The sequence below is a fragment of the Mycolicibacterium baixiangningiae genome (genome assembly GCF_016313185.1).
In the GTDB taxonomy this organism is placed as follows: Bacteria; Actinomycetota; Actinomycetes; order Mycobacteriales; family Mycobacteriaceae; genus Mycobacterium; species Mycobacterium baixiangningiae.
In genome coordinates this window covers 3,888,194-3,908,510 of sequence record NZ_CP066218.1, presented here as the reverse complement: position 1 = coordinate 3,908,510, position 20,317 = coordinate 3,888,194, and the positions used below count along the sequence as shown (strand labels likewise).

Genomic DNA, 20,317 nt, shown 5'->3' with positions numbered 1-20,317 from the left:
CCGAAACTGCGCGTGGCTCTTGGAAATCAGTGGTCAGTGGGTTTACCGTGTCCATTAGTCGGTCCAAGTAGGGCCACTGGTTTTTCGGAGGTTTTGCATGAACAAAGCGGAGCTTATCGACGCACTGACAACCAAGATGGGCACCGACCGTCGGCAAGCCACCGCCGCGGTGGAGAACGTCGTGGACACCATCGTGCGTGCGGTTCACAAGGGTGACAGCGTGACCATCACTGGTTTCGGCGTCTTCGAGCAGCGTCGGCGGGCGGCACGTGTCGCGCGTAACCCGCGCACGGGTGAGACGGTGAAGGTCAAGCCGACCTCGGTGCCGGCTTTCCGTCCGGGCGCACAATTCAAGGCGATCGTCTCGGGCACACAGCGGCTCGCGTCCGAGGGTCCCGCCGTCAAGCGTGGTGTGGCGGCCGCCCCGGCCAAGCGCGCCGCGAAGAAGGCCCCCGCCAAGAAGACCGCCGCGAAGAAGACGACGGCTGCCGCCAAGAAGACGGCACCGGCTAAGAAGTCGACTGCTGCGGCCAAGAAGACGGCACCGGCCAAGAAGACCGCTGCGAAGAAGACCACCACGACGGCCGCCGCGAAGAAGTCGGCACCGGCGAAGAAGTCGACTGCTGCAGCCAAGAAGACGGCACCGGCCAAGAAGGCTGCGACCAAGGCACCGGCCAAGAAGGCCGCGGCCAAGGCGCCTGCCAAAAAGGCCACTGCCGCCAAGAAGACGGCCAGCAAGGCTCCGGCCCGCAAGGCGCCGGCCAAGAAGGGCCGCAAGTAACGCCTGACGAACGCTGAACCGCCGCGGGTCGTGCCGATCCGCGGCGGTTCTGCCGTCTACTTCCCGGCCAGCGGGCTGCCGATGTGGTCCGCGGCGACCAGTCGGCCCGCCGCGAGTGACATCACCCACGTGCTGCCCTTGCGGTTGCGGGACCTGTCCGGTCGGACACCGTCGCGGTCGCACCACCACTCGATCAGGTCGGGAATCACCTTGCCCTGCGAGCAGATCACCGGGGTGTACCCGGCGTGCCCCGCCTCGGTGGCGATTTCGAGCACCCGCCGTCGCGCGGTCTTCCTGTCCTCGGCGTAAGCCTCTTCGGTCAGTGCCGGTTCCGGGTGCACGGCCTCGCCGAGTTCATCGGCCAGCGGCTCGATCGTCTGCTCGCAACGGGTCCGGTCGGCCGCGTAGAGCCGGTCGGCCCCGAACGCCAACAGCTGACCGACCAACGACTCCGCCTGCGCGCGACCGTGCTTGTCCAGCGGCCGCTTGCGGTCGTCTCCGCGGTATCGCGACTTGCTCCCCGCGGTCGCATGCCGCACGACGAGCACCGTCTGGGTGTCAGGCGACACCTTGGCGAACCTTCGCAGCACCTTCCGATCATGGGGATAACCCAGGCGTTCGACCGCCTCTCGGACGGGCAGCCAGATCAGTTCGTCGACTTCGTCATTGGGGGAGAAGGACCCGTCGACGGTGCGGGCGGCCCAGTAGCGGACCTTCTTGACGCCCTGCTCGACCGGGTAACTCACCGACGCCAGCCGCCGGCCGAGGACGCAGGTGTAACCGGTCTCCTCGTGCACTTCCCGCACCGCGGTGACCGGTTCGGTCTCTCCGGGGTCCACCTTGCCCTTGGGCAGTGACCAGTCGTCATATCGCGGTCGGTGGATCACGGCGACTTCGGGCGCCGACGCATCGCCGTTGGGCCGCCACAAGACGGCACCGGCGGCGAGCACGGTCTTGGCAGGCGACGCAACGATATTCGCCGGTTTGGTTTTCGACACCTCAACTCCTGCAGGTCAGTGCGGGCCCGGCAGGGGCAGCGTCACGGGTGGCGATGACGGCGCATCATCGACACCTGATGGTCGCGGACGGTCTCACCCTCGCGCGGTGACGCCGTCCAGTGACCGTCGGAGCCGAGTTCCCAGCAGCGCGTTGCGGGGTCCAGCGCCGAGTCGAACACATCGTTGAGTTGTGCGGTCAGCCTCGGATCCTTCACCTGGGCCATCACTTCGACGCGGCGGTCGAGATTGCGGTGCATCATGTCCGCGCTGCCGATCCAGTACTCGTCGAGGGCGCGGAAGTGGATGACGCGCGAATGCTCCAGGAACCGGCCCAGGATCGAGCGCACCACGATGTTCTCGGAGAATCCGCTCACACCGGGCCGCAGCGCGCAGATACCGCGCACCACCACCTCGACACGGACACCGGCCTGCGATGCGCGGTAGAGCGCATCGATAACCTGCTCGTCCACCAGGGCGTTGGCCTTCAGCCGGATCCGGCCCTCGGCGCCGTCGCGGGCGGCCGCCACTTCCCGTTCGATGCGCTCGATGATGCCCTTGCGCACGCCGTGCGGCGCCACCAGCAGGTTGCGATAGGCCACCTTGCGTGAGTATCCGGTCAGCGAGTTGAACAGGTCGGTCAGATCGGCGCCGATGTCGGGGGCGGCGGTGAGCAGACCGACATCCTCGTACAGGCGTGCGGTCTTCGGGTTGTAGTTGCCGGTCCCGATGTGGCAGTAGCGCCGGATCATCGACCCCTCCCGGCGCACCACGAGTGCGGTCTTGCAGTGCGTCTTGAGCCCGATCAACCCGTAGACGACGTGCACGCCCGCCTGCTCCAGGGCGCGGGCCCATTTGATGTTGGCCTGTTCGTCGAAGCGCGCCTTGATCTCGACCAGTGCCACCACCTGCTTACCGGCCTCGGCGGCGTCGATGAGGGCGTTGACGATCGGGGAGTCGCCCGAGGTGCGGTAGAGGGTCTGCTTGATCGCAAGCACATTCGGATCGGCAGCAGCCTGCTCGATGAACCGCTGCACGGTTGTGGAGAACGAATCGTAGGGATGGTGCACCAGCACATCGCCGTCGCGCAGCGTCGAGAAGATGCTCTTCGGGGTCTCCCGCTCACCGAAAGCCGGTGGGGTGGCGGGCACGAAGGGCCGGTCCTTGAGCGCCGGGCGGTCGACGGCGTAGATCTGCCACAACGCCGACAGGTCGAGCAGGCCGGGCACCTCGACCACGTCGCCCGGGTCGACGTCGAGTTCGCGCAGCAGCAGTTCGAGCATGCTCTCGGTCATGTCGTCGGAGACCTCGAGTCGCACCGGAGAGCCGAACCGCCGCCGGGCGAGTTCGCGTTCCAGCGCCTGCAGCAGATCCTCGTCGCGGTCCTCCTCGACTTCGAAGTCCGCATTGCGGGTGATCCGGAAGGCGTGGTGCTCGACGATCTCCAAGCCGGGGAACAACACCGGCAGGAACGCCGCGATCAGTTCCTCCATCGGCAGGAACCGCACGACCTCACCGCTGTTGTCGCGTGCGCCGAGCTGGACGAACCGGTCGACGTTGTCGGGCACCTTGATTCGCGCGAAGTGCTGTCCGCCGTCGTCGGGGTGCCGGACGGTGATCGCGAGGTTGAGCGAGAGTCCGCTGACGAATGGGAACGGGTGCGCCGGGTCGACCGCCAGCGGGGTGAGTACGGGGAAGACCTGTTCGTGGAAGTACGTCGACAACTGCGCGCGTTCGGCTTCGTCGAGTTCGCCCCACGTGACGATGACGATCCCCTCGCCCGCCAACGCGGGGCGCACCGAGTCGAGGAACACCCGCGCGTGGCGCGAGGCGATCTGCTGGGTGCGCTCGCTGATTCGGCGCAACTGCTCCCGCGGCGACAGCCCGTCGGCCGAACGAACCGACAACCCCGTCTCGTCGCGGCGTTTGAGACCGGCGACGCGCACCATGTAGAACTCGTCGAGGTTGGACGCGAAGATCGCGAGGAACTTCGCCCGCTCCAGCAACGGCAGTGACGTGTCGGCGGCCAGCGCCAGGACCCGGGCGTTGAAGTCCAGCCAGCTCAGTTCCCGGTTGAGGTAGCGGTCCTCGGGCAGGGCGTTGTCGACGGCAGGCGACGTCGCGGCGGGCGGCGCGTCCGGGGTCGAATCTTCGGGCCCCCGCTCACCGTTCTCCGCGCGGATCCCGGCCTCGGCTTCGGTCATGGAGTCGATCCTCCCCTATGGCGGCGGCGTCCTGCCACCGCGTATGCGAGATGTTCACCTTCCCGCGCCGACGGCGCGCGCGGTCTGCGGGCCGACGCCGAGGCGGCGGGCCAACCGCAGGTCATCGGGGGTGTCGATGTCGCAACGCAGACCCGGCCACGGACCGGTCAGCTCGATCGCGCCCGAACGGCGGTGCTGCTGCGCCGAATCGGGGCCGAATCGCGGATCGAGTGCCACACCGAACGCGAACAGGGCCGACGTGCCGGTGCCGTGGCGGTCGCCGACGAAACTGCGGGGCTGGACCCGCGCTGCGGCGATCGCCTCGCTCAACTCCCGCGACTGCAACGCCGGCAGATCACCTTGCAGCGCAACCACATTCGGGGTCGTCTGACGCATCACCGCCTCCGCGGCGGCGATCGCGTTGTTGAGCGGGTCGGGGTGACCGGCCGGGGTCGGGTCGGTGAGCACCTGTGCGCCCAGCGCGAGTGCGGCATCCGCGGCGGCGGGGTCGGGGGTGACGACGATGACGCGCGCGACCGCGGCGGCCGCGGTGATGGTGTCGACGAGCATCGCCAGCACCACCGTCTCGCGGGTGTCGGGCGCGAAGATCGGCGCCAGCCTGGTCTTGGCGGCGGCGAGGCGTTTGACGGCGATCACCACCCCCACGTCGGGGTCCGTCTCCGTGCCGGGCGGGGCGGCGCCGTCGCTTCTCGTGCCGCGCATGGCCGCCATCCTGCCAGCACCCGCGCTGGGCGGCCGACGCCGTCGGACTCCCCGCGCTGCGCGCTAGGGTGAACGCGTGGTGACGGCGGCGGTGATGGGTTCCGGTGCGTGGGGCACGGCAACGGCCAAAGTCCTCGCCGACGCCGGTAACTCGGTGAGGCTGTGGGCGCGCCGGCCGGAGGTCGCGGCCGAGATCAACGCCACCCACCACAACAGCGGCTACCTCGACGAGGTGGCTCTGCCCACGACGATTCACGCCACCTCGGACCCGGCCGAGGCGCTCACCGGCGCCTGCACGGTGGTGCTGGCGGTGCCCGCACAGAGCCTGCGGGCCAACCTCGAGCAGTGGAAGGGCCTCATCGGCCACGACGTCACGCTGGTGAGCCTGGCCAAGGGCATCGAACTCGACACACTCATGCGGATGAGCCAGGTGATCGCGCAGGTCACCGGCGCCGACCCGGCCCGCGTCGCGGTGGTGACCGGACCGAACCTCGCCAGCGAGATCGCCGACGAACAACCTGCCGCCACCGTCGTCGCCTGCAGCGACAGCGGTCGCGCGGTCGCGCTGCAACGCGCGTTCGCCACCGGCTATCTGCGGCCCTACACCAATGCCGACGTGGTGGGCGCCGAGATCGGCGGTGCGTGCAAGAACGTGATCGCGCTGGCGTGCGGAATGGCCGTCGGCGTCGGACTGGGGGAGAACACGGTCGCGGCGATCATCACCCGTGGACTGGCCGAGATCATGCGGCTCGGCATCGCGCTCGGCGCCAAACCCACGACGCTGGCCGGGCTGGCCGGCGTTGGCGACCTCGTTGCCACCTGCACCTCGGTGCAATCGCGCAACCGCACCTTCGGCGAGCGGTTGGGCCGGGGCGGGACCATGGAATCGGCGTTGCTCGCCGCGGGCGGACACGTGGCCGAGGGCGTCACCTCGTGCCGGTCGGTGCTGGCGCTGGCGTCCAGTTACGACGTCGAGATGCCGCTCACCGATGCGGTCAACCGCGTCTGCCACAAGGGTCTTTCCGTCGACGAAGCCGTCGTGCTGCTGCTCGGTCGCAGCACCAAACCGGAGTAGCCGGCATGGAAGGCGCCTACGGCGATTCCACACGCAGCGTCAAAGCCGTTGGGGCCGAGGCGATTCCAGGAGAGCCCGTGGCGACACCGCCGGTGCCGGTCTCGGCGTATCACCTGTCGCCGGACGAAGCCCAACCGCTGGACACCTACGGGCGCAGCTCGAATCCGACCTGGCGGCGGCTGGAAGCGGCACTGGCCGAGCTGGAAGGGGCCTCGACGGCGCTGGCCTTCGGCTCCGGGATGGCGGCCACCACCTCGGCCCTGCGGGTGCTGACCGGCCCCGGGAAACGATTGATCGTTCCTGCCGACGGCTACTACCAGGTCCGCCGCTATGCCACCGAATACCTTGCGCCACAAGGTGTCACAGTTCTCGAAGTCGGCACGGCCGACATGTGCGCGGCGGCGGCCGACGCCGACGTGGTGCTGGCGGAGACGCCCGCCAACCCGGGGTTGGACGTGGTGGACCTGCACCGGCTGGCGATGACCTGCCGTGGGCGCGGCGCGACCCTGATCGTCGACAACACCACGGCGACCCCCCTCGGGCAGCAACCGCTGTCGCTGGGCGCCGATCTCGTGGTGGCCAGCGCCACCAAAGCGCTCTCCGGCCACAGCGATCTGATCGCCGGTTACGTCGCGGGCAGTCACCCCGAACTGATGGCCGCGCTCGAACGGGACCGCCTGCTCGCCGGGCCCATCCTCGGTCCGTTCGAGGCGTGGCTGGTGCTTCGCAGCCTCGGCAGTGCCGGCCTGCGGTTCGAGCGGCAGTGCCAGAACGCGCAGGCGGTCGCGATGCTGCTGCGCGGACACCCTGCCGTACGCGGCGTGCGCTATCCCGGACTACCGGAGGACCCCGCACACGCGGTGGCGTCGCGGCAGATGCGGCGGTACGGCGGGCTGGTCTCGGTGGAGCTCGCCGACGCCCCGGCCGTGCATGCGCTCGTCGAACGCAGCGCACTGCTCGTCGCCTCGACCAGCTTCGGCGGCATCCACACCTCGATCGACCGTCGCGCCCGCTGGGGTGACCCGGTGCCCGACGGATTCGCCCGCCTGTCCATGGGCATCGAGGACACCGACGACCTCATCGCCGACCTCAGCGCCGCGCTCGGCTGATATCGAATCGTCCCCGGCGCGGCCGGGACGGTAGCCTCTGCAGACTGTGATCGCCCGCAACCAGCGCACCCGCGTTGCCGTCGTCTACGGCGGGCGCAGCTCCGAGCACGCCATCTCGTGTGTCTCCGCGGGCAGCATCCTGCGCAACCTCGATCCCGAGCACTTCGACGTGTTCGCCGTCGGGATCACCCCGGACGGTTCCTGGGTGCTGACCGACGGGCGGCCCGAGACGCTGGCCATCACCGACGGGCGGCTGCCCGAGGTGAGCGCGGCGTCCGGGACAGCCCTGGCGTTGCCCGCCGATCCGGGCCGCCGCGGCGAACTGGTGTCGCTGAGCCAGACCGAGGCAGGGGAGGTCCTCGCCGCGGTGGACGTGGTGTTCCCGGTGCTGCACGGGCCCTATGGCGAGGACGGCACGATCCAGGGCCTGCTCGAGCTCGCCGGGGTGCCCTATGTCGGGGCCGGTGTCCTGGCCAGCGCCGCGGGCATGGACAAGGAGTTCACCAAGAAGCTGCTGATCGCCGAGGGGCTCCCGGTGGGCGACCACGTGGTGCTACGCCCCGGGCGTGCGGACATGACGCTCGACGAACGCGACCGTCTCGGCCTGCCGGTGTTCGTCAAACCGGCCCGCGGCGGGTCCTCGATCGGCGTCAGCAGGGTGGCGGACTGGGCGGATCTGCCTGCCGCGATCGACCTGGCCCGCGCGCACGACCCCAAGGTGATCATCGAGGCCGGGATACCGGGCCGCGAGCTCGAATGCGGCGTGCTGGAGTACCCGGACGGCCGTGTCGAGGCCAGTACGGTCGGCGAGATCCGGGTGGCCGGCGTGCGCGGCCGCGAGGACGGGTTCTACGACTTCGCGACGAAATACCTCGACGACGGCGCCGAGCTCGACGTGCCGGCGAAAATCGAAGACGACGTGGCCGACGACATCCGCCGACTCGCCATCCAGGCGTTCCGCGCGATCGACTGCCAGGGTCTGGCGCGCGTCGACTTCTTCCTCACCGACGACGGACCCGTCGTCAACGAGATCAACACCATGCCGGGCTTCACCACGATTTCCATGTATCCGCGGATGTGGGCGGCCAGCGGGGTGGACTATCCGACCCTGCTCGCGGCGATGGTGGACACGGCCGTCGCCCGCGGGACCGGCCTGCGCTAGCGCGGCGGACCGGGGGCGGGGGGCTGGGCCGGCAAGGTGTCGGTCAGCACCCGGGAGATGACCTGGATCGGCGTGGGACCGGAATCCTGCGGCAGTGTGAGGGCCACGTACACCGGGCGGTCCACGGCATACCACGTGCTGCGGGTCTGCTGGGGCTCCTGTCGGCTCCCGGGGGCGGCCTCTTCCCCGACGCGGAACCACTGCACCGCATCGACCATCTGGATCGGCACCCCCACCACGAAGTCCACCGGACGGTCCAGCCCGCAGCGCAGAATGATCGCCTCGGTGTCCGGGCCGGCCTGCCAGGCCGCGGCGCCGACCGGCGTCGGTTCTGCCGTCGGGGCGCGGCGGAAGTCACCGAGCATCTCCGGCAGCGCGCCCAGCAGGGCCTGGCACTCCGGGCTGTCGGCGCGCGGCGCAGGCACCGACGCGATCGCCACCGGCTGCTGCTCGGGCCGGCCCTGGCGTACGGCCGCGATGCCGAGCACCACCACGAGCGCCGCGACGGCCACCAGGATGGCCGCGATCATCAATGTTCGCGGCGGGCCGTCGCGGAGTGCTCGCTGCGGATCGTCGGGCGTCACCCGAACAAGCCTATGGGTGCGCGCCGTCCGCGATCGGGCAGGTCAGCGTCCGCGTGATCCCGTCCACGCCCTGCACACTGGGGACGATGCCGGAGCGCAGGTCGTCGAGGTTGTCGGCGCCCACCCGCACCACCACGTCGTAGGGGCCGGTGACGTACTCCGCGGACCGAACACCGGGCAGTTCGGCCAACCTCGCCGCCACGACTTCGGCGCGGCCGACCTCGGTCTGGATCAGCATGAAAGCCTCGACCACCCGTGTTCGCCTCCGTCCCGCCCCATAGACTCCGGGGACCAAACGTACCGCAGGTGGAGCCGGTGCTGCGCGTCGTGACGGCGGCCGGGTGGAGGTGACATGGCCCCGTTCGACCCGGCCGAGAGCATGGCCGACGTCGGTGAATTCGCGGTGATCGATGCGCTGGTGCGCGGCAGACGGCAACCACCGTCGGTGCTGATCGGGCCCGGTGACGATGCCGCCGTGCTGTCCCGCGGTGACGGTCGGACCGTGGTGTCGACGGACATGCTGGTCGAGGGCAGGCACTTCCGGCTCGATTGGTCGGCGCCGCACGAGGTGGGGCGCAAGGCGATCGCGCAGAACGCTGCCGATGTCGAGGCGATGGGCGCCGCGGCGACCGCATTCGTGGTGGCGTTCGGTGCCCCCGCCGACACCCCGGCCGCCTCCGCGCTGGGGCTCAACGACGGTATGTGGGACGAAGCGGCGGCGATGGGCGCGGGCATCATCGGCGGTGACCTGGTCCGCGCCCCGCAGTGGGTGATCGCGGTGACCGTGCTCGGTGACCTCGCCGGCAGGGCGCCCGTGCGCCGAGACGGCGCCCGCCCCGGTGACATCGTCGCCGTCAGTGGCGAACTGGGCCGGTCGGCCGCCGGATATGCGTTGTGGCACAACGAAATCGAGGATTTCGAACCACTGCGCCGCCGCCACCTCGTTCCGGTGCCGCCCTACGGACAGGGCCGCGCCGCGGCCGACTCCGGTGCGACGTCGATGACCGACGTCTCCGACGGGCTGCTGGCCGATCTCGGACACATCGCCGATGCGTCGGGGTGCCGGATCGGCGTGGACCGGGCGGGGTTGCACGCCGATCATGCCGCGGTGGCGGGCGCCGCGGCCGCCGTCGGCGGCGATCCGTGGGAGTTCGTGCTCTCCGGCGGCGAGGACCATGCGCTGGTCGCGACCTTTCCCGGCCCGCCGCCGGCCGGGTGGCGGGTGATCGGGCGGGTGGCCGCCGGTCCCGCTGAGGTGCTGGTCGACGGCGGCGAGTGGAGCGGAAACCGGGGCTGGCAGTCGTTCTGACGAACACCGCACGCTAAGTTGGCGTTTCGTGACTGCACGCGCGCTCTCCGAACTCGTAGACCAGGGCTGGGCGAAGGCATTGGAGCCCGTGCACGAGCAGGTGACACAGATGGGGGAGTTCCTGCGGGCCGAACTGGCCGCCGGTCACCGCTACCTGCCCGCGGGTGCCAACGTGTTGCGGGCGTTCTCGTTCCCGTTCGACCGCGTCCGCGTCCTCATCGTGGGCCAGGATCCGTATCCGACGCCCGGCCACGCGGTCGGTCTGAGCTTCTCGGTGGCCCCGGAGGTGCGGCCACTGCCGCGCAGCCTGTCCAACATCTTCACCGAGTACACCGCCGACCTCGGTCACCCACAACCGAGCACCGGCGACCTCACCCCGTGGGCTGAGCGCGGTGTGGTGCTGCTCAACAGGGTGCTGACTGTACGACCGGGCACACCGGCGTCACATCGCGGCAAGGGCTGGGAGGCGGTGACGGAGTGCGCGATCCGGGCGTTGGTCGCCAGGAACGAACCGATGGTGGCCGTGCTGTGGGGACGCGACGCCGCGACCCTCAAGCCCATGCTGACCGGTGAGGCGTGCGTGGCGATCGAGTCGCCGCATCCGTCCCCGCTGTCGGCGTCCCGCGGCTTCTTCGGATCGCGACCGTTCAGCCGCGTCAACGAATTGCTGGCCCAGATGGACGCCGAACCGATCGACTGGCGGCTGCCGTAGGGCCCGTCAGGGCAGCCCGGGAATCGGCGGCGGTGCCGGGATGTCCGGCGGCGACGGGATCGCCGGAGGCGAGGGGATCGCCGGAGGTGAAGGAATCGCCGGAGGTGAGGGGATCTCCACGGTGCCCTCGCCCTCAGTCGGGCTGGGTGCCCCCGGTGCCGGGGTGGTCGACTCCGGCACGGATGTCTCGACCGGGGTGCTGACCGTCACCGACGTCGTCTCGGTGGTGGACGTCGTCTCGGTGCTGGAGGTATCGCCGCCTTCGGCGGAATCCCCGCCGCATCCGGTGACCAGCATGCCGACGGCAACAGCCGCGGTGGCGGCGAACAGCGCAGACCTACTCTTCTCGGGTGAGGACATGCCGCTGGGCTACCCGGGCGGCGCAGAACCCAACCGCCGGGCTCAGCCGCGGACGGTCAGCCGCGAGAGACCTTGCCGGCCTTGAGGCAGGAGGTGCACACGTTCACACGCTTCTTGTTGCCGCCCGGGTGGGTCACGGCGCGCACCAGCTGGATGTTCGGATTCCAGCGACGGCTGGTCCGGCGATGGGAGTGCGACACCGACTTGCCGAAGCCGGGGCCCTTTCCGCAGACATCGCACACGGCAGCCATATCGAGAACTCCTTGGATCAGTACGTGGGGATTCGGGTCCCTGGGCCGCGGCGAGCGCGGATTGACCCGACAACCTGATCAGGATACCGGCCGGGTGGGTGATCGCCAAAACCGCCCGCGAGCGCCATCCACAGGCGGCCTCGGCGCCGGGTCGGTGTCCGGGGCTGTCGTTAGGCTGGCGCGCACGACCGGGGTGCGGTGCAGGAGGTGAGATGGCGGCTGGGCGACTCGACGCGGCGGTGCTGCGCGGCTGGGCCCACGCGGCGGTCGAGGACCTGATCTCGCACACCGATGAGATCAACGGGTTGAACGTCTTCCCGGTGCCCGATGCCGACACCGGCACGAACATGCTGTTCACGATGCGTTCGGCCTGGTCGGAGGCTCAGGACTGTGCCGGTGACGTCGCGGCCGTGGCGGCGGCTCTGGCGGCCGGGGCCCTGCACGGCGCCCGCGGCAATTCCGGGGTGATCCTCTCGCAGATCCTGCGCGGCGTGGCCGAGGTCGCCGCCGCAGCCGCCGCCCGCCGGGGCGGCACGCTGGCCGAGGTCGACGGCGGGCTGTTCGCCGATGCGCTGCGGCACGCCGTCGAACTCGTCGACGCCGCACTGGACGCGAAGCCGGGCACCATCGTGTCGGTGCTCGCCGCCGCGGCCGGGGCGGCCGACACCGAGGTGGCCGATGCCGCCCTGCTGCCCCAGGTGGTCGCCGCCGCAGCCGAGGCCGCGGCCGTCGCGCTGGACCAGACCCCCCGGCAACTCGCCGTACTGGCCGACGCCGGTGTCGTCGACGCGGGCGGGCGCGGGCTGTTGGTGCTGCTCGACGCGTTGACCCGCGCCCTCACCGGTCGCGCCCCCCGCCGGGAGACCTACCGGCCCGCCGCGCCGTCCGCGCCCGCGGACACCTGCTCCGCCCCGCAGTTCGAGGTCATGTACCTGCTCGGCGGCTGCGGCCCGGACGGGGTGGAGCAGCTGCGCCGGCGGCTCGACCATCTCGGGGACTCCATCGTGATCGCGGCGGCGGGGGGCTCCGGCACACCGGGCCAGTACTCGGTGCACGTGCACTCCGACGATGCCGGCGCCGCCGTGGAGGCCGGTCTGGCGGTCGGCGTCCCGAGCCGGATCCAGATCACCGCGCTCGCCGGTGCCGCCACCACCCGCCCGCAGGGCAGCTGGAGCCGCGCACGCGCCGTGCTGGCGGTCGTCGACGGATCCGGCGCGGCCGAGCTGTTCGCCGGCGAGGGTGCCCATGTGTTGCGGCCCGAGCCGGATGCGCAGGTCAGCGCCAAACAGTTGCTGCGCGCGCTCGTCGACACCGGGGCCGGGCAGGTCATGGTGCTGCCCAACGGTTATGTCGCCGCGGAGGAACTGGTCGCCGGGTGCACCGCCGCGATCGGCTGGGGGATCGACGTCGTGCCTGTACCCGCGGGGTCGATGGTGCAGGGGTTGGCGGCTCTGGCCGTGCATGATCCCGCGCGCCAGGCCGTCGACGACGGCTACACCATGGCGCGTGCCGCGGCAGGCGCGCGGCACGGCGCCGTGCGGATGGCCACCGAGGAGGCGCTGACGTGGGCGGGTGCCTGCACACCCGGCGACGGGCTGGGACTCTCCGGTGACGAGGTCCTCATCGTCGGGCCTGATGTGACCGCCGCGGCGGCGGGTCTGATCGACCTGCTGCTGCTCTCGGGTGGGGAACTGGTCACCGTACTCACCGGAGACGGAGTCGACGGCGCGATCGGACACGCGCTGCGCGACCACGTACACCGCAGCCATCTCGGCGCCGAACTGGTCACCTATCACACCGGCCACGGCGGCGATGCGCTGCTGATCGGGGTGGAGTGACGTGGCCGCCCTGACCGACCGCCTCGACTTCGTCATCGGCGGCAAATCCGCGGCAGCGCTCGAGGAACAGTTCGGCATCCGGACGGTCAACGATCTGCTGCGGCACTATCCGCGCAAGTACAGCGACGGGATGAGCGTGCGGGGCGACGGCGAGAGCCTCGATCTCGAGGAGGGTGAGCATGTCACGTTCGTCGACGTCATCACCGATACCAAGACGGGGCAGATGAAGGCGTTGCCGGGTAAGCGGTCCAGGAAGTATCTGCGGGTGACGCTCGGCAAGCGCACCCCGATGGTCACCGCGACGTTCTTCAACGCCGACTGGATGATCGACCAGCTGCCCGTCGGCACCCGGCTGATGCTCTCCGGAGAGGTCAAGTACTTCCGCAGCACCCTGCAGCTGAGCCACCCGGCGTTCCTCGTCCTCGAGACATCGGCGACCAGGAAGATCGGCACCAAATCGCTCAAGACCATCGCGGCGTCGTCCGGCGCCACGGGCGACGATCTGCTCGCCGCGTTCGAACGCGAGTTCTTCCCGATCTACCCGGCCAGCGCGAAAGTCCAGAGCTGGGACATCTATGCGTGCGTGCGCCAGGTCCTCGACGTGCTGGACCCGGTTCCCGAGACGCTGCCGGAATCCTTTGTGCGCGAACATGATCTGATGTCAGAAGACGCTGCACTGCGGGCGATCCATCTGGCGGAGAACGACGCCGAGCGCGACAGGGCGCGGGAGCGGTTGACCTTCGACGAGGCGGTCGGTCTGCAGTGGGGTCTGGTGTCACGGCGTTACGGCGAGCTGGTCGAGGCCGGCCCGCCTGCGCCCCTCATGCAGGACGGACTGGTCGCCGGGATGCGCGAACGGCTGCCGTTCGAACTCACCAACGGTCAGCGCGAGGTGCTGGCCGTGCTGTCGACCGAACTGACCGAGACCCGCCCGATGAACCGGATGCTGCAGGGCGAGGTCGGGTCCGGTAAGACCGTCATCGCGGTGCTCGCGATGCTGCAGATGGTCGACGCCGGATACCAGTGCGCCATGCTGGCGCCGACGGAAGTCCTTGCCGCACAGCATGACCGGTCGATCCGTCAGATCCTCGGCCCGTTGGCTATGGCCGGTCAACTCGGCGGCGCCGAATCCGCGACCCGGGTGGCGTTGTTGACCGGCTCGATGACCCCGCAGCAGAAGCGGCAGGTCCGCACCGAGGTCGCCACCGGGCAGGCCGGCATCGTCATCGGCACGCACGCGCTGCTGCAGGATGCCGTCGAATTCGACAACCTGGGCATGGTGGTGGTCGACGAACAGCACCGCTTCGGTGTCGAGCAGCGGGATCGGTTGCGTGCCAAGGCCCGCGGCGGTGTCACACCGCATCTGTTGGTGATGACGGCAACGCCGATACCGCGGACGGTGGCGCTGACCGTCTACGGCGATCTGGAGACCTCGACGCTGCGTGAGCTGCCGCGCGGCCGCCAACCCATCACCAGCAACACGATCTTCGTCACCCAGCACCCGACGTGGCTGGACCGCGCGTGGGCCCGCATCGTCGAGGAGGTCCGTGCCGGCAGGCAGGCCTACGTGGTGGCCTCGCGCATCGACGAGAGCGACAAACCGCAGAGCAACGAGCAGGGCCCGCCCCCGGTGACCGTCCTCGCGCTCTACGACACGCTGCGTGCCGGCCCGCTGGCCGGGCTGCGCGTCGGGCTGATGCACGGCCGGCTCTCCGGTGACGAGAAGGACGCGGTGATGACGGCCTTCCGGGCGGGGGAGATCGACGTGCTGGTGTGCACGACGGTCATCGAGGTCGGCGTCGACGTGCCCAACGCCACCGTGATGGTGGTGATGGATGCCGACCGGTTCGGGATCAGCCAGCTCCACCAGCTGCGTGGACGTATCGGCCGCGGGAGCCACCCCAGCCTGTGCCTGCTGGCAACCCGGTTGCCGGAGGGTTCGAAGGCGGGCGGGCGGCTCAAGGCGGTCGCGGGCACGCTCGACGGGTTCGCGCTCGCCGACCTGGACCTGCGGGAGCGCCGCGAAGGCGACGTGCTGGGGTTCACGCAGTCGGGGCATCTGAACTCGTTGCGGTTCCTGTCGCTGGCCGACCATCTCGAGGTGATCCTCACGGCGCGGAAGCTCTGTGAAGGTCTCTACGAGAAGGAGCCCCGCAATCCCGGTATGGCCGTGCTGGCCGCACCGTTCATCGACCACGACCGCGTCGAGTACCTGGAGAAATCGTGAGCCGTACGCGGACGGTGTGGATGGTGCTGGCCGCGGTGCTCGCGGTGCTCGTCGCGTTCCAGACGGTGTCGTCGACGGCCCAGCGTTCGGCGCAGTTCGTCGCCGACGCCGAAGTGCCCACCGTCGCACCGGGTGCCGACGTCCTGGCCGGCGTGACGGTGGTGCCGACTCGGCTACGCGGCCACGACTACCGGCGGGCAGCGTTCGGCGACGCCTGGACAGACGACAACGGGGCCCCGGGCGGCCACAACGGATGCGACACCCGCAACGACATCCTCGACCGGGATCTGGTCGACAAGACCTACACCTCGATCAGCCGGTGCCCGACGGCTGTGGCGACCGGAGTCCTGCACGACCCGTACACCAACGTCGTCATCTCGTTCACCCGCGGCAACCAGACCGGTGCGGCCGTTCAGATCGAGCACATCGTGCCCCTCGCGTACGCCTGGGACCAGGGAGCGCACGGGTGGCCGGACGACTTGCGGGTGCGGTTCGCCAACGATCCGGCCAATCTCCTTGCGGTGCAAGGGGAGGTGAACCAGGACAAGGGTGACCAGGAGCCGGCGCGGTGGATGCCGCCCAATGCGGCGTTCCACTGCCAGTACGCAATTCAGTTCATCGCGGTGCTGCGCGGCTACGGATTACCCGTGGACGCTCCGTCGGCGCCGGCGTTGCGGCAAGCGGCAGATACCTGCCCGAGGGGCTGAGCCACCCGCGCGGCGGCCCGTCAGGGGCCGGTGTAGGTCTCCGGATCGGGGCGGAACCGTTTGCCTTCGTCGAGGCCGTTGAGTGTGGCCATCTCGTCGTCGGTCAGCTCGAAGCCGAACACGTCGAGGTTGGACACGATGCGCTCCGGGGTGGCCGACCGCGAGATCACCACGTTGCCCAACTGGATGCTCCAGCGGAGCAGCACCTGCGCCGGCGTCTTGTCGTGGGCCTGCGCGACGCCGGTCACCGCGGGGTGGTCCAGCAGACGGCCGACGCCCAACGGTCCGTACGCCTCGGTCACGATGCCGTAGCCGGCGTTGATCTCCCGCAGTTCGGCCTGGTTGAGCAGCGGGTGGAGCTCGATCTGGTTGATCGCCGGGGTGAAGAACGACAGGTCGATGATGTTCGACAGGTGCTCGGCGTTGAAGTTGCACACTCCGATGGAGCGAACGACGCCGTCCTGCTTGACCTTCATCAGACCACCCCAGCTGTCCACGTACTTGCCGTGGTCACCGGCGGGCCAGTGAATGAGGTACAGGTCGATGTAGTCGAGGCCGAGGCGTTCGAGGCTGGCCCGGGCGGCGTCCTGCGCCGTTCCGAAACCCTGATCGGCGACCGCCAGTTTGGTGGTCACGTAGATCTCCTCGCGCGGGATGCCCGAGGCGTTGACCGCCCGGCCCACCGCGGCCTCGTTGCCGTAAACGGCGGCGGTGTCGATCAACCGGTAACCCGCCTCGAGCGCGGTGGCCACGGATCGTTCGGTCTCGGCCTCAGACAGCTCACCGACGCCGAGCCCGATGACCGGGATCGAGTGGCCGTCGTTGAGGGATACGGAGGGGATGCCGGCTGACTCACCGCGCGTTGACGTCATGTCACCTACCCTGTGAAGTTGAAGGTTCGGGGGTCAGGACCCATTCGAGTGCCGTCCTCGAGTGCCGAGATGGACGTGATGTCCTTCTCGCTCAGTTCGAAATCGAACACGTCGAAGTTGCTCTCAATTCGTTGCGGGTTCACCGACTTGGGGATGACGATATTACCGAGTTGCATATGCCACCTAATCAGTGCCTGTGCGGCGGTTTTCCCGTGTGATTCGGCGACGGCGGCCACGGTGGGGTGGGTCAACAGCGATCCCTGCCCCAGCGGACTCCACGCCTCTGTCGCAATTCCCAACTGCGCGTGCAGATCTCGCAGCTCCTGTTGAGGCAGCAGCGGATGCAGCTCGATCTGGTTGACCGCGGGCACGATGCCCGTCTCGTCGACCAGCACACGCAGATGTTCGGGTTCGAAGTTGCTCACACCGATCGACCGGATGCGGCCTTGCTCACGCAGATGGGCGAAGGCTTTGAAGGTTTCGACGAAGAGGTTCTTCTCCGGCACCGGCCAGTGGATCAGGTACAGGTCGAGGTAGTCGACCCCCAGGCGGCCGACGCTGGCGTCGAAGGCAGCCAGCGTCGCGTCGTAACCCTGCTCGGAGTTCCACAGCTTGGTGACGAGGTACACCTCCGAACGGTCCAGCCCGGAGTCTTTGATCGCCCGGCCCGTCTGTTCTTCGTTGCCGTACGCTGCGGCCGTATCGACGTGTCGATAGCCGGCGGCCAGCGCCGCCGCGACTGCGCGTTCGGTGTCTTCGGGCGGTGTCTGCCAGACGCCCAGGCCGACCTGAGGTATCGAATTGCCGTCGTTCAACGTGATCAGAGGAGCACCCATGCCGCCGAGTCTGCCAGCCGCCGCACCGCCCGCCGGGCCGACCGCCCGCGGGGGTGACCGCGCTCCGCGGAGAAAGAGCCGGATGCGGCCCGCCGTCCTCAACGCGGGTACCCGGGTGACACTGCGGACCCTCCCGCTGCTTCCCGATTCCGTCAAGCGGGCGCTGCTCGGCTTCCGTTCCGTCACCGTCGACGGCAACACCCTCGACACCACGCTGCAGCTGATGCTCGCCGCTCAGCGCGCGGCCGGGATCGGCGGCCTGGTGGCCAGCGACGACGTCGCCGTCGCGCGCCGCCAACTGCGCATCACCGCGGCCATGTTGCCCGGCGCGATCGTGACCGACGTATCGGAACTGTCCATTCCCGGTCCGGCGGGCGCGATACCGGCGCGGCTGTACCGCCCGACGACACCCGACCCCGCGTTGCTGGTCTTCTACCACGGTGGCGGGTTCGTGATCGGGGACATGGACACCCACGACCAGCTGTGCCGGCTGATCTGCCGCGACGGCGGTATCACCGTGCTGTCGGTGGATTACCGGCTGGCCCCCGAGCACAAGGCGCCCGCGGCGGCCGACGACGCCTACGCTGCGTTCCGGTGGGCGGGTGAGCACGCCGCCGACCTGGGGGTCGACGCGGATCGCATCGCCGTCGGAGGGGACAGTGCGGGCGGGAACCTCGCCGCCGTCGTCTCGCAGCGGGCCCGCAACGACGGGGTCCGCCTCCCCGCGCTGCAGCTACTGATCTACCCCGTCGTGGACGTGTGCAGCGAGACCCGTTCCAAGACACTGTTCGCCGACGGCTACTTCCTCACCGCCCGCAACATGGACTGGTTCATGGACCTCTACCTCGGTGGGTCGACGGTCGACCGCCGCGATCCCGAGGTGTCGCCGCTGCTGGCCGAGGACCTGTCCGGGCTGCCGCCGGCGCTGGTGGTCACCGGCGGATTCGATCCGTTGCGCGACGAGGGCAACCGGTACGCCGAGGCGCTGCGCGCCGCGGGCGTCGCCGTCGACCTGCGGCAGGAGCGCTCGCTGATCCACGCGTTCGTCAACTTCTTCCCGCTCGGCGGCGACAGCGCCACCGCCACCGCGGCGATGATCTCGGCGTTACGCGCGCACCTCAGCCGCGGCTAGGGTGCCGCCGGGGCCGCCGGTACGCTGGTCGCGTGGCCACGAAACCGAAGAAGAACGCCCGCTACGACCTGAGGGCGGCCGATCGCAAGCGCAATCTGTTCGTTCAGATCGGTCTGACGGCTGTCGTCGTGGTGTTCGCCGTCGCGCTTGTGCTCTACATCGTGACGTCGGCCGAGGACAAGCCGGCCTCAGGTGAGGCGACCGCGGTGCGGGTGGCCGCGGAGAACGTGGTCACAAAGGAGGGCACCAGTGAGCCGAAGGCCGTGCTGTCGCTCTACGAGGACTTCCTCTGCCCGGCGTGCGGCAACTTCGAGCGGCAGTTCGGGCCGACGATCAACAAGCTGATCGACACCGGCGCGGTCGCCGCTGACTACTACATGGTCTCGATCCTCGACGCGCAGGGCGACGGCTACTCCTCGCGCGCCGGCAACGCCGCGTACTGCGTCGCCGACGAGAACAAGGACGCCTTCCGCCGGTTCCACACCGCGCTGTTCACCGAGGGCATCCAGCCCGCCGAGGGTGGCGGCACCTACCCCGGCGACGAACAACTCATCGAGTTGGCACGTCAGGCCGGCGCCGGCGGCGGGGTGCCCGACTGCATCAAGAAGGGCCGCTACGTCGACATGGTGGAGGGCATGGCGGCGGCAACCGAGATCCGCGCCACGCCGAGCGTGCGCATCAACGGTGAGGACTACGACCCGTCCACCCCGGACGCGCTGGTCGCCAAGATCAAGGAGATCGTCGGCGAGGTACCCGGGCTCGACGGTCCGGCGGCGGCTCCCGCGTCATGACCGCCACCGCGCCCGACATGGTCGCGTCGACCGCCTCCGCGGCCGACCGGCCGGCCGGGCTCGCGGTGCCCAGGGCGAGCGCGGTGTGGGTTCTCATCGCCGGCGTGGTCGGCCTCGTCGCCGCGGCCACGCTGACCATCGAGAAGATCGAGCTTTTGATCGATCCCTCGTACACCCCGTCGTGCTCGCTGAACCCCGTCCTGTCGTGCGGATCGGTGATGGTCACGCCGCAGGCCGCCCTGTTCGGGTTCCCGAACCCGCTCATCGGCATCGCCGGCTTCACCGTCGTCACGGTGACCGGCGTGCTGGCCGTCGCGAACGTCCGGCTGCCGCGGTGGTACTGGTCGGGCCTTGCCATCGGCACACTGCTCGGCACGGTGTTCGTGCACTGGCTGATCTTCCAGAGCCTGTATCGCATCGGCGCGCTGTGCCCCTACTGCATGGTGGTCTGGGCGGTGACGATCCCGCTGCTGGTCGTGACGGCCTCGATCGCGCTGCGGCGGCCGCTGGCCGGGAGCGCGGTGGCCCGCGCCGTCCACCAGTGGCGCTGGTCATTGACTGCCTTGTGGTTCACCGCGTTGATCCTGCTGATTCTGGTGCGGTTCTGGGATTACTGGTCGACCCTTTTGTAGGAAGTGCCGAGGCAGCG

Annotated in this window: 21 protein-coding genes; 12 read left to right on the top strand and 9 right to left on the bottom strand. The window is 69.7% G+C overall.

The genetic code is table 11. The features are described from left to right. Nucleotides 1-97: 97 nt before the first annotated feature. The gene (locus I7X18_RS18460) at nt 98-781 is read left to right on the top strand and encodes an HU family DNA-binding protein (protein ID WP_193043487.1); all 684 of its coding nucleotides are present in this window, start codon (nt 98-100) and stop codon (nt 779-781) included. Nucleotides 782-837: 56 nt separating this feature from the next. On the opposite strand, the gene mutT1 is transcribed toward I7X18_RS18460, so the two are convergent. Genes mutT1 through cofC form a run of 3 tightly spaced genes read right to left on the bottom strand, consistent with a single transcriptional unit; the run spans nt 838 to nt 4,703 of the window. Continuing rightward, nucleotides 838-1,779, bottom strand: coding sequence for an 8-oxo-(d)GTP phosphatase MutT1 (gene mutT1 / locus I7X18_RS18455; protein WP_193043486.1), 942 nt, complete (start codon nt 1,777-1,779; stop codon nt 838-840). A gap of 41 nt (nt 1,780-1,820) precedes the next feature. Continuing rightward, nucleotides 1,821-3,980, bottom strand: coding sequence for an RNA degradosome polyphosphate kinase (locus I7X18_RS18450; protein WP_193043485.1), 2,160 nt, complete (start codon nt 3,978-3,980; stop codon nt 1,821-1,823). A gap of 54 nt (nt 3,981-4,034) precedes the next feature. Further along, nucleotides 4,035-4,703 carry a 2-phospho-L-lactate guanylyltransferase gene (gene cofC / locus I7X18_RS18445; protein WP_193043484.1) on the bottom strand — a complete coding sequence of 223 codons (669 nt, stop codon included), beginning with the start codon at nt 4,701-4,703 and terminating at the stop codon, nt 4,035-4,037. 76 nt (nt 4,704-4,779) lie between these two features. On the opposite strand from cofC, the gene I7X18_RS18440 reads away from it, so the two are divergent. From I7X18_RS18440 to I7X18_RS18430, 3 genes are read left to right on the top strand one after another with little or no spacing between them, the layout of a single operon-like run. Further along, a complete protein-coding gene (locus tag I7X18_RS18440; protein ID WP_193043483.1) occupies nt 4,780-5,778 on the top strand; it encodes an NAD(P)H-dependent glycerol-3-phosphate dehydrogenase in 999 nt (332 codons plus the stop codon). Nucleotides 5,779-5,783: 5 nt separating this feature from the next. After that, nucleotides 5,784-6,887 (top strand): cystathionine gamma-lyase, encoded by a 1,104-nt coding sequence (locus tag I7X18_RS18435; protein WP_193043482.1) that lies wholly within the window; start codon nt 5,784-5,786, stop codon nt 6,885-6,887. Nucleotides 6,888-6,933: 46 nt separating this feature from the next. Continuing rightward, complete coding sequence (locus I7X18_RS18430; protein ID WP_193043481.1) at nt 6,934-8,049, top strand: D-alanine--D-alanine ligase family protein; 1,116 nt, start codon at nt 6,934-6,936, stop codon at nt 8,047-8,049. On the opposite strand, the gene I7X18_RS18425 is transcribed toward I7X18_RS18430, so the two are convergent. Then, nucleotides 8,046-8,579 carry a DUF3515 domain-containing protein gene (locus I7X18_RS18425; protein ID WP_193043991.1) on the bottom strand — a complete coding sequence of 178 codons (534 nt, stop codon included), beginning with the start codon at nt 8,577-8,579 and terminating at the stop codon, nt 8,046-8,048. The genes I7X18_RS18430 and I7X18_RS18425 overlap by 4 nt on opposite strands. Nucleotides 8,580-8,643: 64 nt before the next feature. Continuing rightward, a complete protein-coding gene (locus I7X18_RS18420) occupies nt 8,644-8,886 on the bottom strand; it encodes an Lrp/AsnC ligand binding domain-containing protein (RefSeq protein WP_232375270.1) in 243 nt (80 codons plus the stop codon). Between the two features lie 99 nt (nt 8,887-8,985). Here I7X18_RS18420 and I7X18_RS18415 point away from each other — a divergent pair, with 99 nt between their 5' ends. Further along, nucleotides 8,986-9,942 (top strand): thiamine-phosphate kinase, encoded by a 957-nt coding sequence (locus I7X18_RS18415; RefSeq protein ID WP_193043480.1) that lies wholly within the window; start codon nt 8,986-8,988, stop codon nt 9,940-9,942. A gap of 28 nt (nt 9,943-9,970) precedes the next feature. Continuing rightward, entirely contained in the window at nt 9,971-10,654 is a 684-nt protein-coding gene (locus tag I7X18_RS18410) for a uracil-DNA glycosylase (RefSeq protein WP_193043479.1), read from the top strand. Between the two features lie 6 nt (nt 10,655-10,660). On the opposite strand, the gene I7X18_RS18405 is transcribed toward I7X18_RS18410, so the two are convergent. Both I7X18_RS18405 and rpmB read right to left on the bottom strand, forming a co-directional pair. Further along, nucleotides 10,661-11,014: a hypothetical protein gene (locus I7X18_RS18405; RefSeq protein ID WP_193043478.1), complete on the bottom strand. Its 354-nt coding sequence runs from the start codon at nt 11,012-11,014 to the stop codon at nt 10,661-10,663. Nucleotides 11,015-11,070: 56 nt separating this feature from the next. Beyond that, nucleotides 11,071-11,265 (bottom strand): 50S ribosomal protein L28, encoded by a 195-nt coding sequence (rpmB, locus tag I7X18_RS18400; protein ID WP_193043477.1) that lies wholly within the window; start codon nt 11,263-11,265, stop codon nt 11,071-11,073. 212 nt (nt 11,266-11,477) lie between these two features. On the opposite strand from rpmB, the gene I7X18_RS18395 reads away from it, so the two are divergent. From I7X18_RS18395 to I7X18_RS18385, 3 genes are read left to right on the top strand one after another with little or no spacing between them, the layout of a single operon-like run. After that, nucleotides 11,478-13,103 (top strand): fatty acid kinase ATP-binding subunit FakA, encoded by a 1,626-nt coding sequence (locus I7X18_RS18395; RefSeq protein WP_193043476.1) that lies wholly within the window; start codon nt 11,478-11,480, stop codon nt 13,101-13,103. Between the two features lies 1 nt (nt 13,104). Continuing rightward, nucleotides 13,105-15,330, top strand: coding sequence for an ATP-dependent DNA helicase RecG (recG, locus tag I7X18_RS18390; RefSeq protein ID WP_193043475.1), 2,226 nt, complete (start codon nt 13,105-13,107; stop codon nt 15,328-15,330). Beyond that, the gene (locus tag I7X18_RS18385) at nt 15,327-16,037 is read left to right on the top strand and encodes an HNH endonuclease family protein (RefSeq protein WP_193043474.1); all 711 of its coding nucleotides are present in this window, start codon (nt 15,327-15,329) and stop codon (nt 16,035-16,037) included. The genes recG and I7X18_RS18385 overlap by 4 nt, the downstream gene beginning before the upstream one ends. Nucleotides 16,038-16,057: 20 nt before the next feature. Here the strand turns inward: I7X18_RS18385 and I7X18_RS18380 are convergent, their stop codons facing one another. Both I7X18_RS18380 and I7X18_RS18375 read right to left on the bottom strand, forming a co-directional pair. Then, the gene (locus I7X18_RS18380; RefSeq protein ID WP_193043473.1) at nt 16,058-16,909 is read right to left on the bottom strand and encodes an aldo/keto reductase; all 852 of its coding nucleotides are present in this window, start codon (nt 16,907-16,909) and stop codon (nt 16,058-16,060) included. A gap of 5 nt (nt 16,910-16,914) precedes the next feature. Then, nucleotides 16,915-17,745 carry an aldo/keto reductase gene (locus I7X18_RS18375; protein WP_193043472.1) on the bottom strand — a complete coding sequence of 277 codons (831 nt, stop codon included), beginning with the start codon at nt 17,743-17,745 and terminating at the stop codon, nt 16,915-16,917. Here I7X18_RS18375 and I7X18_RS18370 point away from each other — a divergent pair. The 3 genes from I7X18_RS18370 to I7X18_RS18360 are packed head-to-tail and all read left to right on the top strand — an operon-like array spanning nt 17,744 to nt 20,300. Further along, entirely contained in the window at nt 17,744-18,877 is a 1,134-nt protein-coding gene (locus I7X18_RS18370) for an alpha/beta hydrolase (protein ID WP_193043471.1), read from the top strand. The two genes, I7X18_RS18375 and I7X18_RS18370, sit on opposite strands and share 2 nt — an antisense overlap. Before the next feature lie 32 nt (nt 18,878-18,909). After that, nucleotides 18,910-19,668 (top strand): DsbA family protein, encoded by a 759-nt coding sequence (locus I7X18_RS18365; RefSeq protein WP_193043470.1) that lies wholly within the window; start codon nt 18,910-18,912, stop codon nt 19,666-19,668. Beyond that, nucleotides 19,665-20,300, top strand: a complete 636-nt coding sequence (locus tag I7X18_RS18360) for a vitamin K epoxide reductase family protein (protein ID WP_193043469.1) — start codon at nt 19,665-19,667, stop codon at nt 20,298-20,300. The genes I7X18_RS18365 and I7X18_RS18360 overlap by 4 nt, the downstream gene beginning before the upstream one ends. The last annotated feature ends 17 nt before the right edge of the window (nt 20,301-20,317 follow it).

Bases quoted from the DNA above. Each gene is read 5' to 3' on its own strand.
- I7X18_RS18435 (WP_193043482.1), top strand. From the start codon at position 5,784: ATGGAAGGCGCCTACGGCGATTCCACACGCAGCGTCAAAGCCGTTGGG.
- I7X18_RS18415 (WP_193043480.1), top strand. From the start codon at position 8,986: ATGGCCCCGTTCGACCCGGCCGAGAGCATGGCCGACGTCGGTGAATTC.
- I7X18_RS18370 (WP_193043471.1), top strand. From the start codon at position 17,744: ATGCCGCCGAGTCTGCCAGCCGCCGCACCGCCCGCCGGGCCGACCGCC.
- I7X18_RS18450 (WP_193043485.1), bottom strand. From the start codon at position 3,980: ATGACCGAAGCCGAGGCCGGGATCCGCGCGGAGAACGGTGAGCGGGGG.
- I7X18_RS18380 (WP_193043473.1), bottom strand. From the start codon at position 16,909: ATGACGTCAACGCGCGGTGAGTCAGCCGGCATCCCCTCCGTATCCCTC.
- cofC (WP_193043484.1), bottom strand. From the start codon at position 4,703: ATGCGCGGCACGAGAAGCGACGGCGCCGCCCCGCCCGGCACGGAGACG.
- I7X18_RS18405 (WP_193043478.1), bottom strand. From the start codon at position 11,014: ATGTCCTCACCCGAGAAGAGTAGGTCTGCGCTGTTCGCCGCCACCGCG.
- I7X18_RS18360 (WP_193043469.1), top strand. From the start codon at position 19,665: ATGACCGCCACCGCGCCCGACATGGTCGCGTCGACCGCCTCCGCGGCC.
- I7X18_RS18395 (WP_193043476.1), top strand. From the start codon at position 11,478: ATGGCGGCTGGGCGACTCGACGCGGCGGTGCTGCGCGGCTGGGCCCAC.
- I7X18_RS18460 (WP_193043487.1), top strand. From the start codon at position 98: ATGAACAAAGCGGAGCTTATCGACGCACTGACAACCAAGATGGGCACC.
- I7X18_RS18425 (WP_193043991.1), bottom strand. From the start codon at position 8,579: ATGATCGCGGCCATCCTGGTGGCCGTCGCGGCGCTCGTGGTGGTGCTC.
- I7X18_RS18375 (WP_193043472.1), bottom strand. From the start codon at position 17,745: ATGGGTGCTCCTCTGATCACGTTGAACGACGGCAATTCGATACCTCAG.
- rpmB (WP_193043477.1), bottom strand. From the start codon at position 11,265: ATGGCTGCCGTGTGCGATGTCTGCGGAAAGGGCCCCGGCTTCGGCAAG.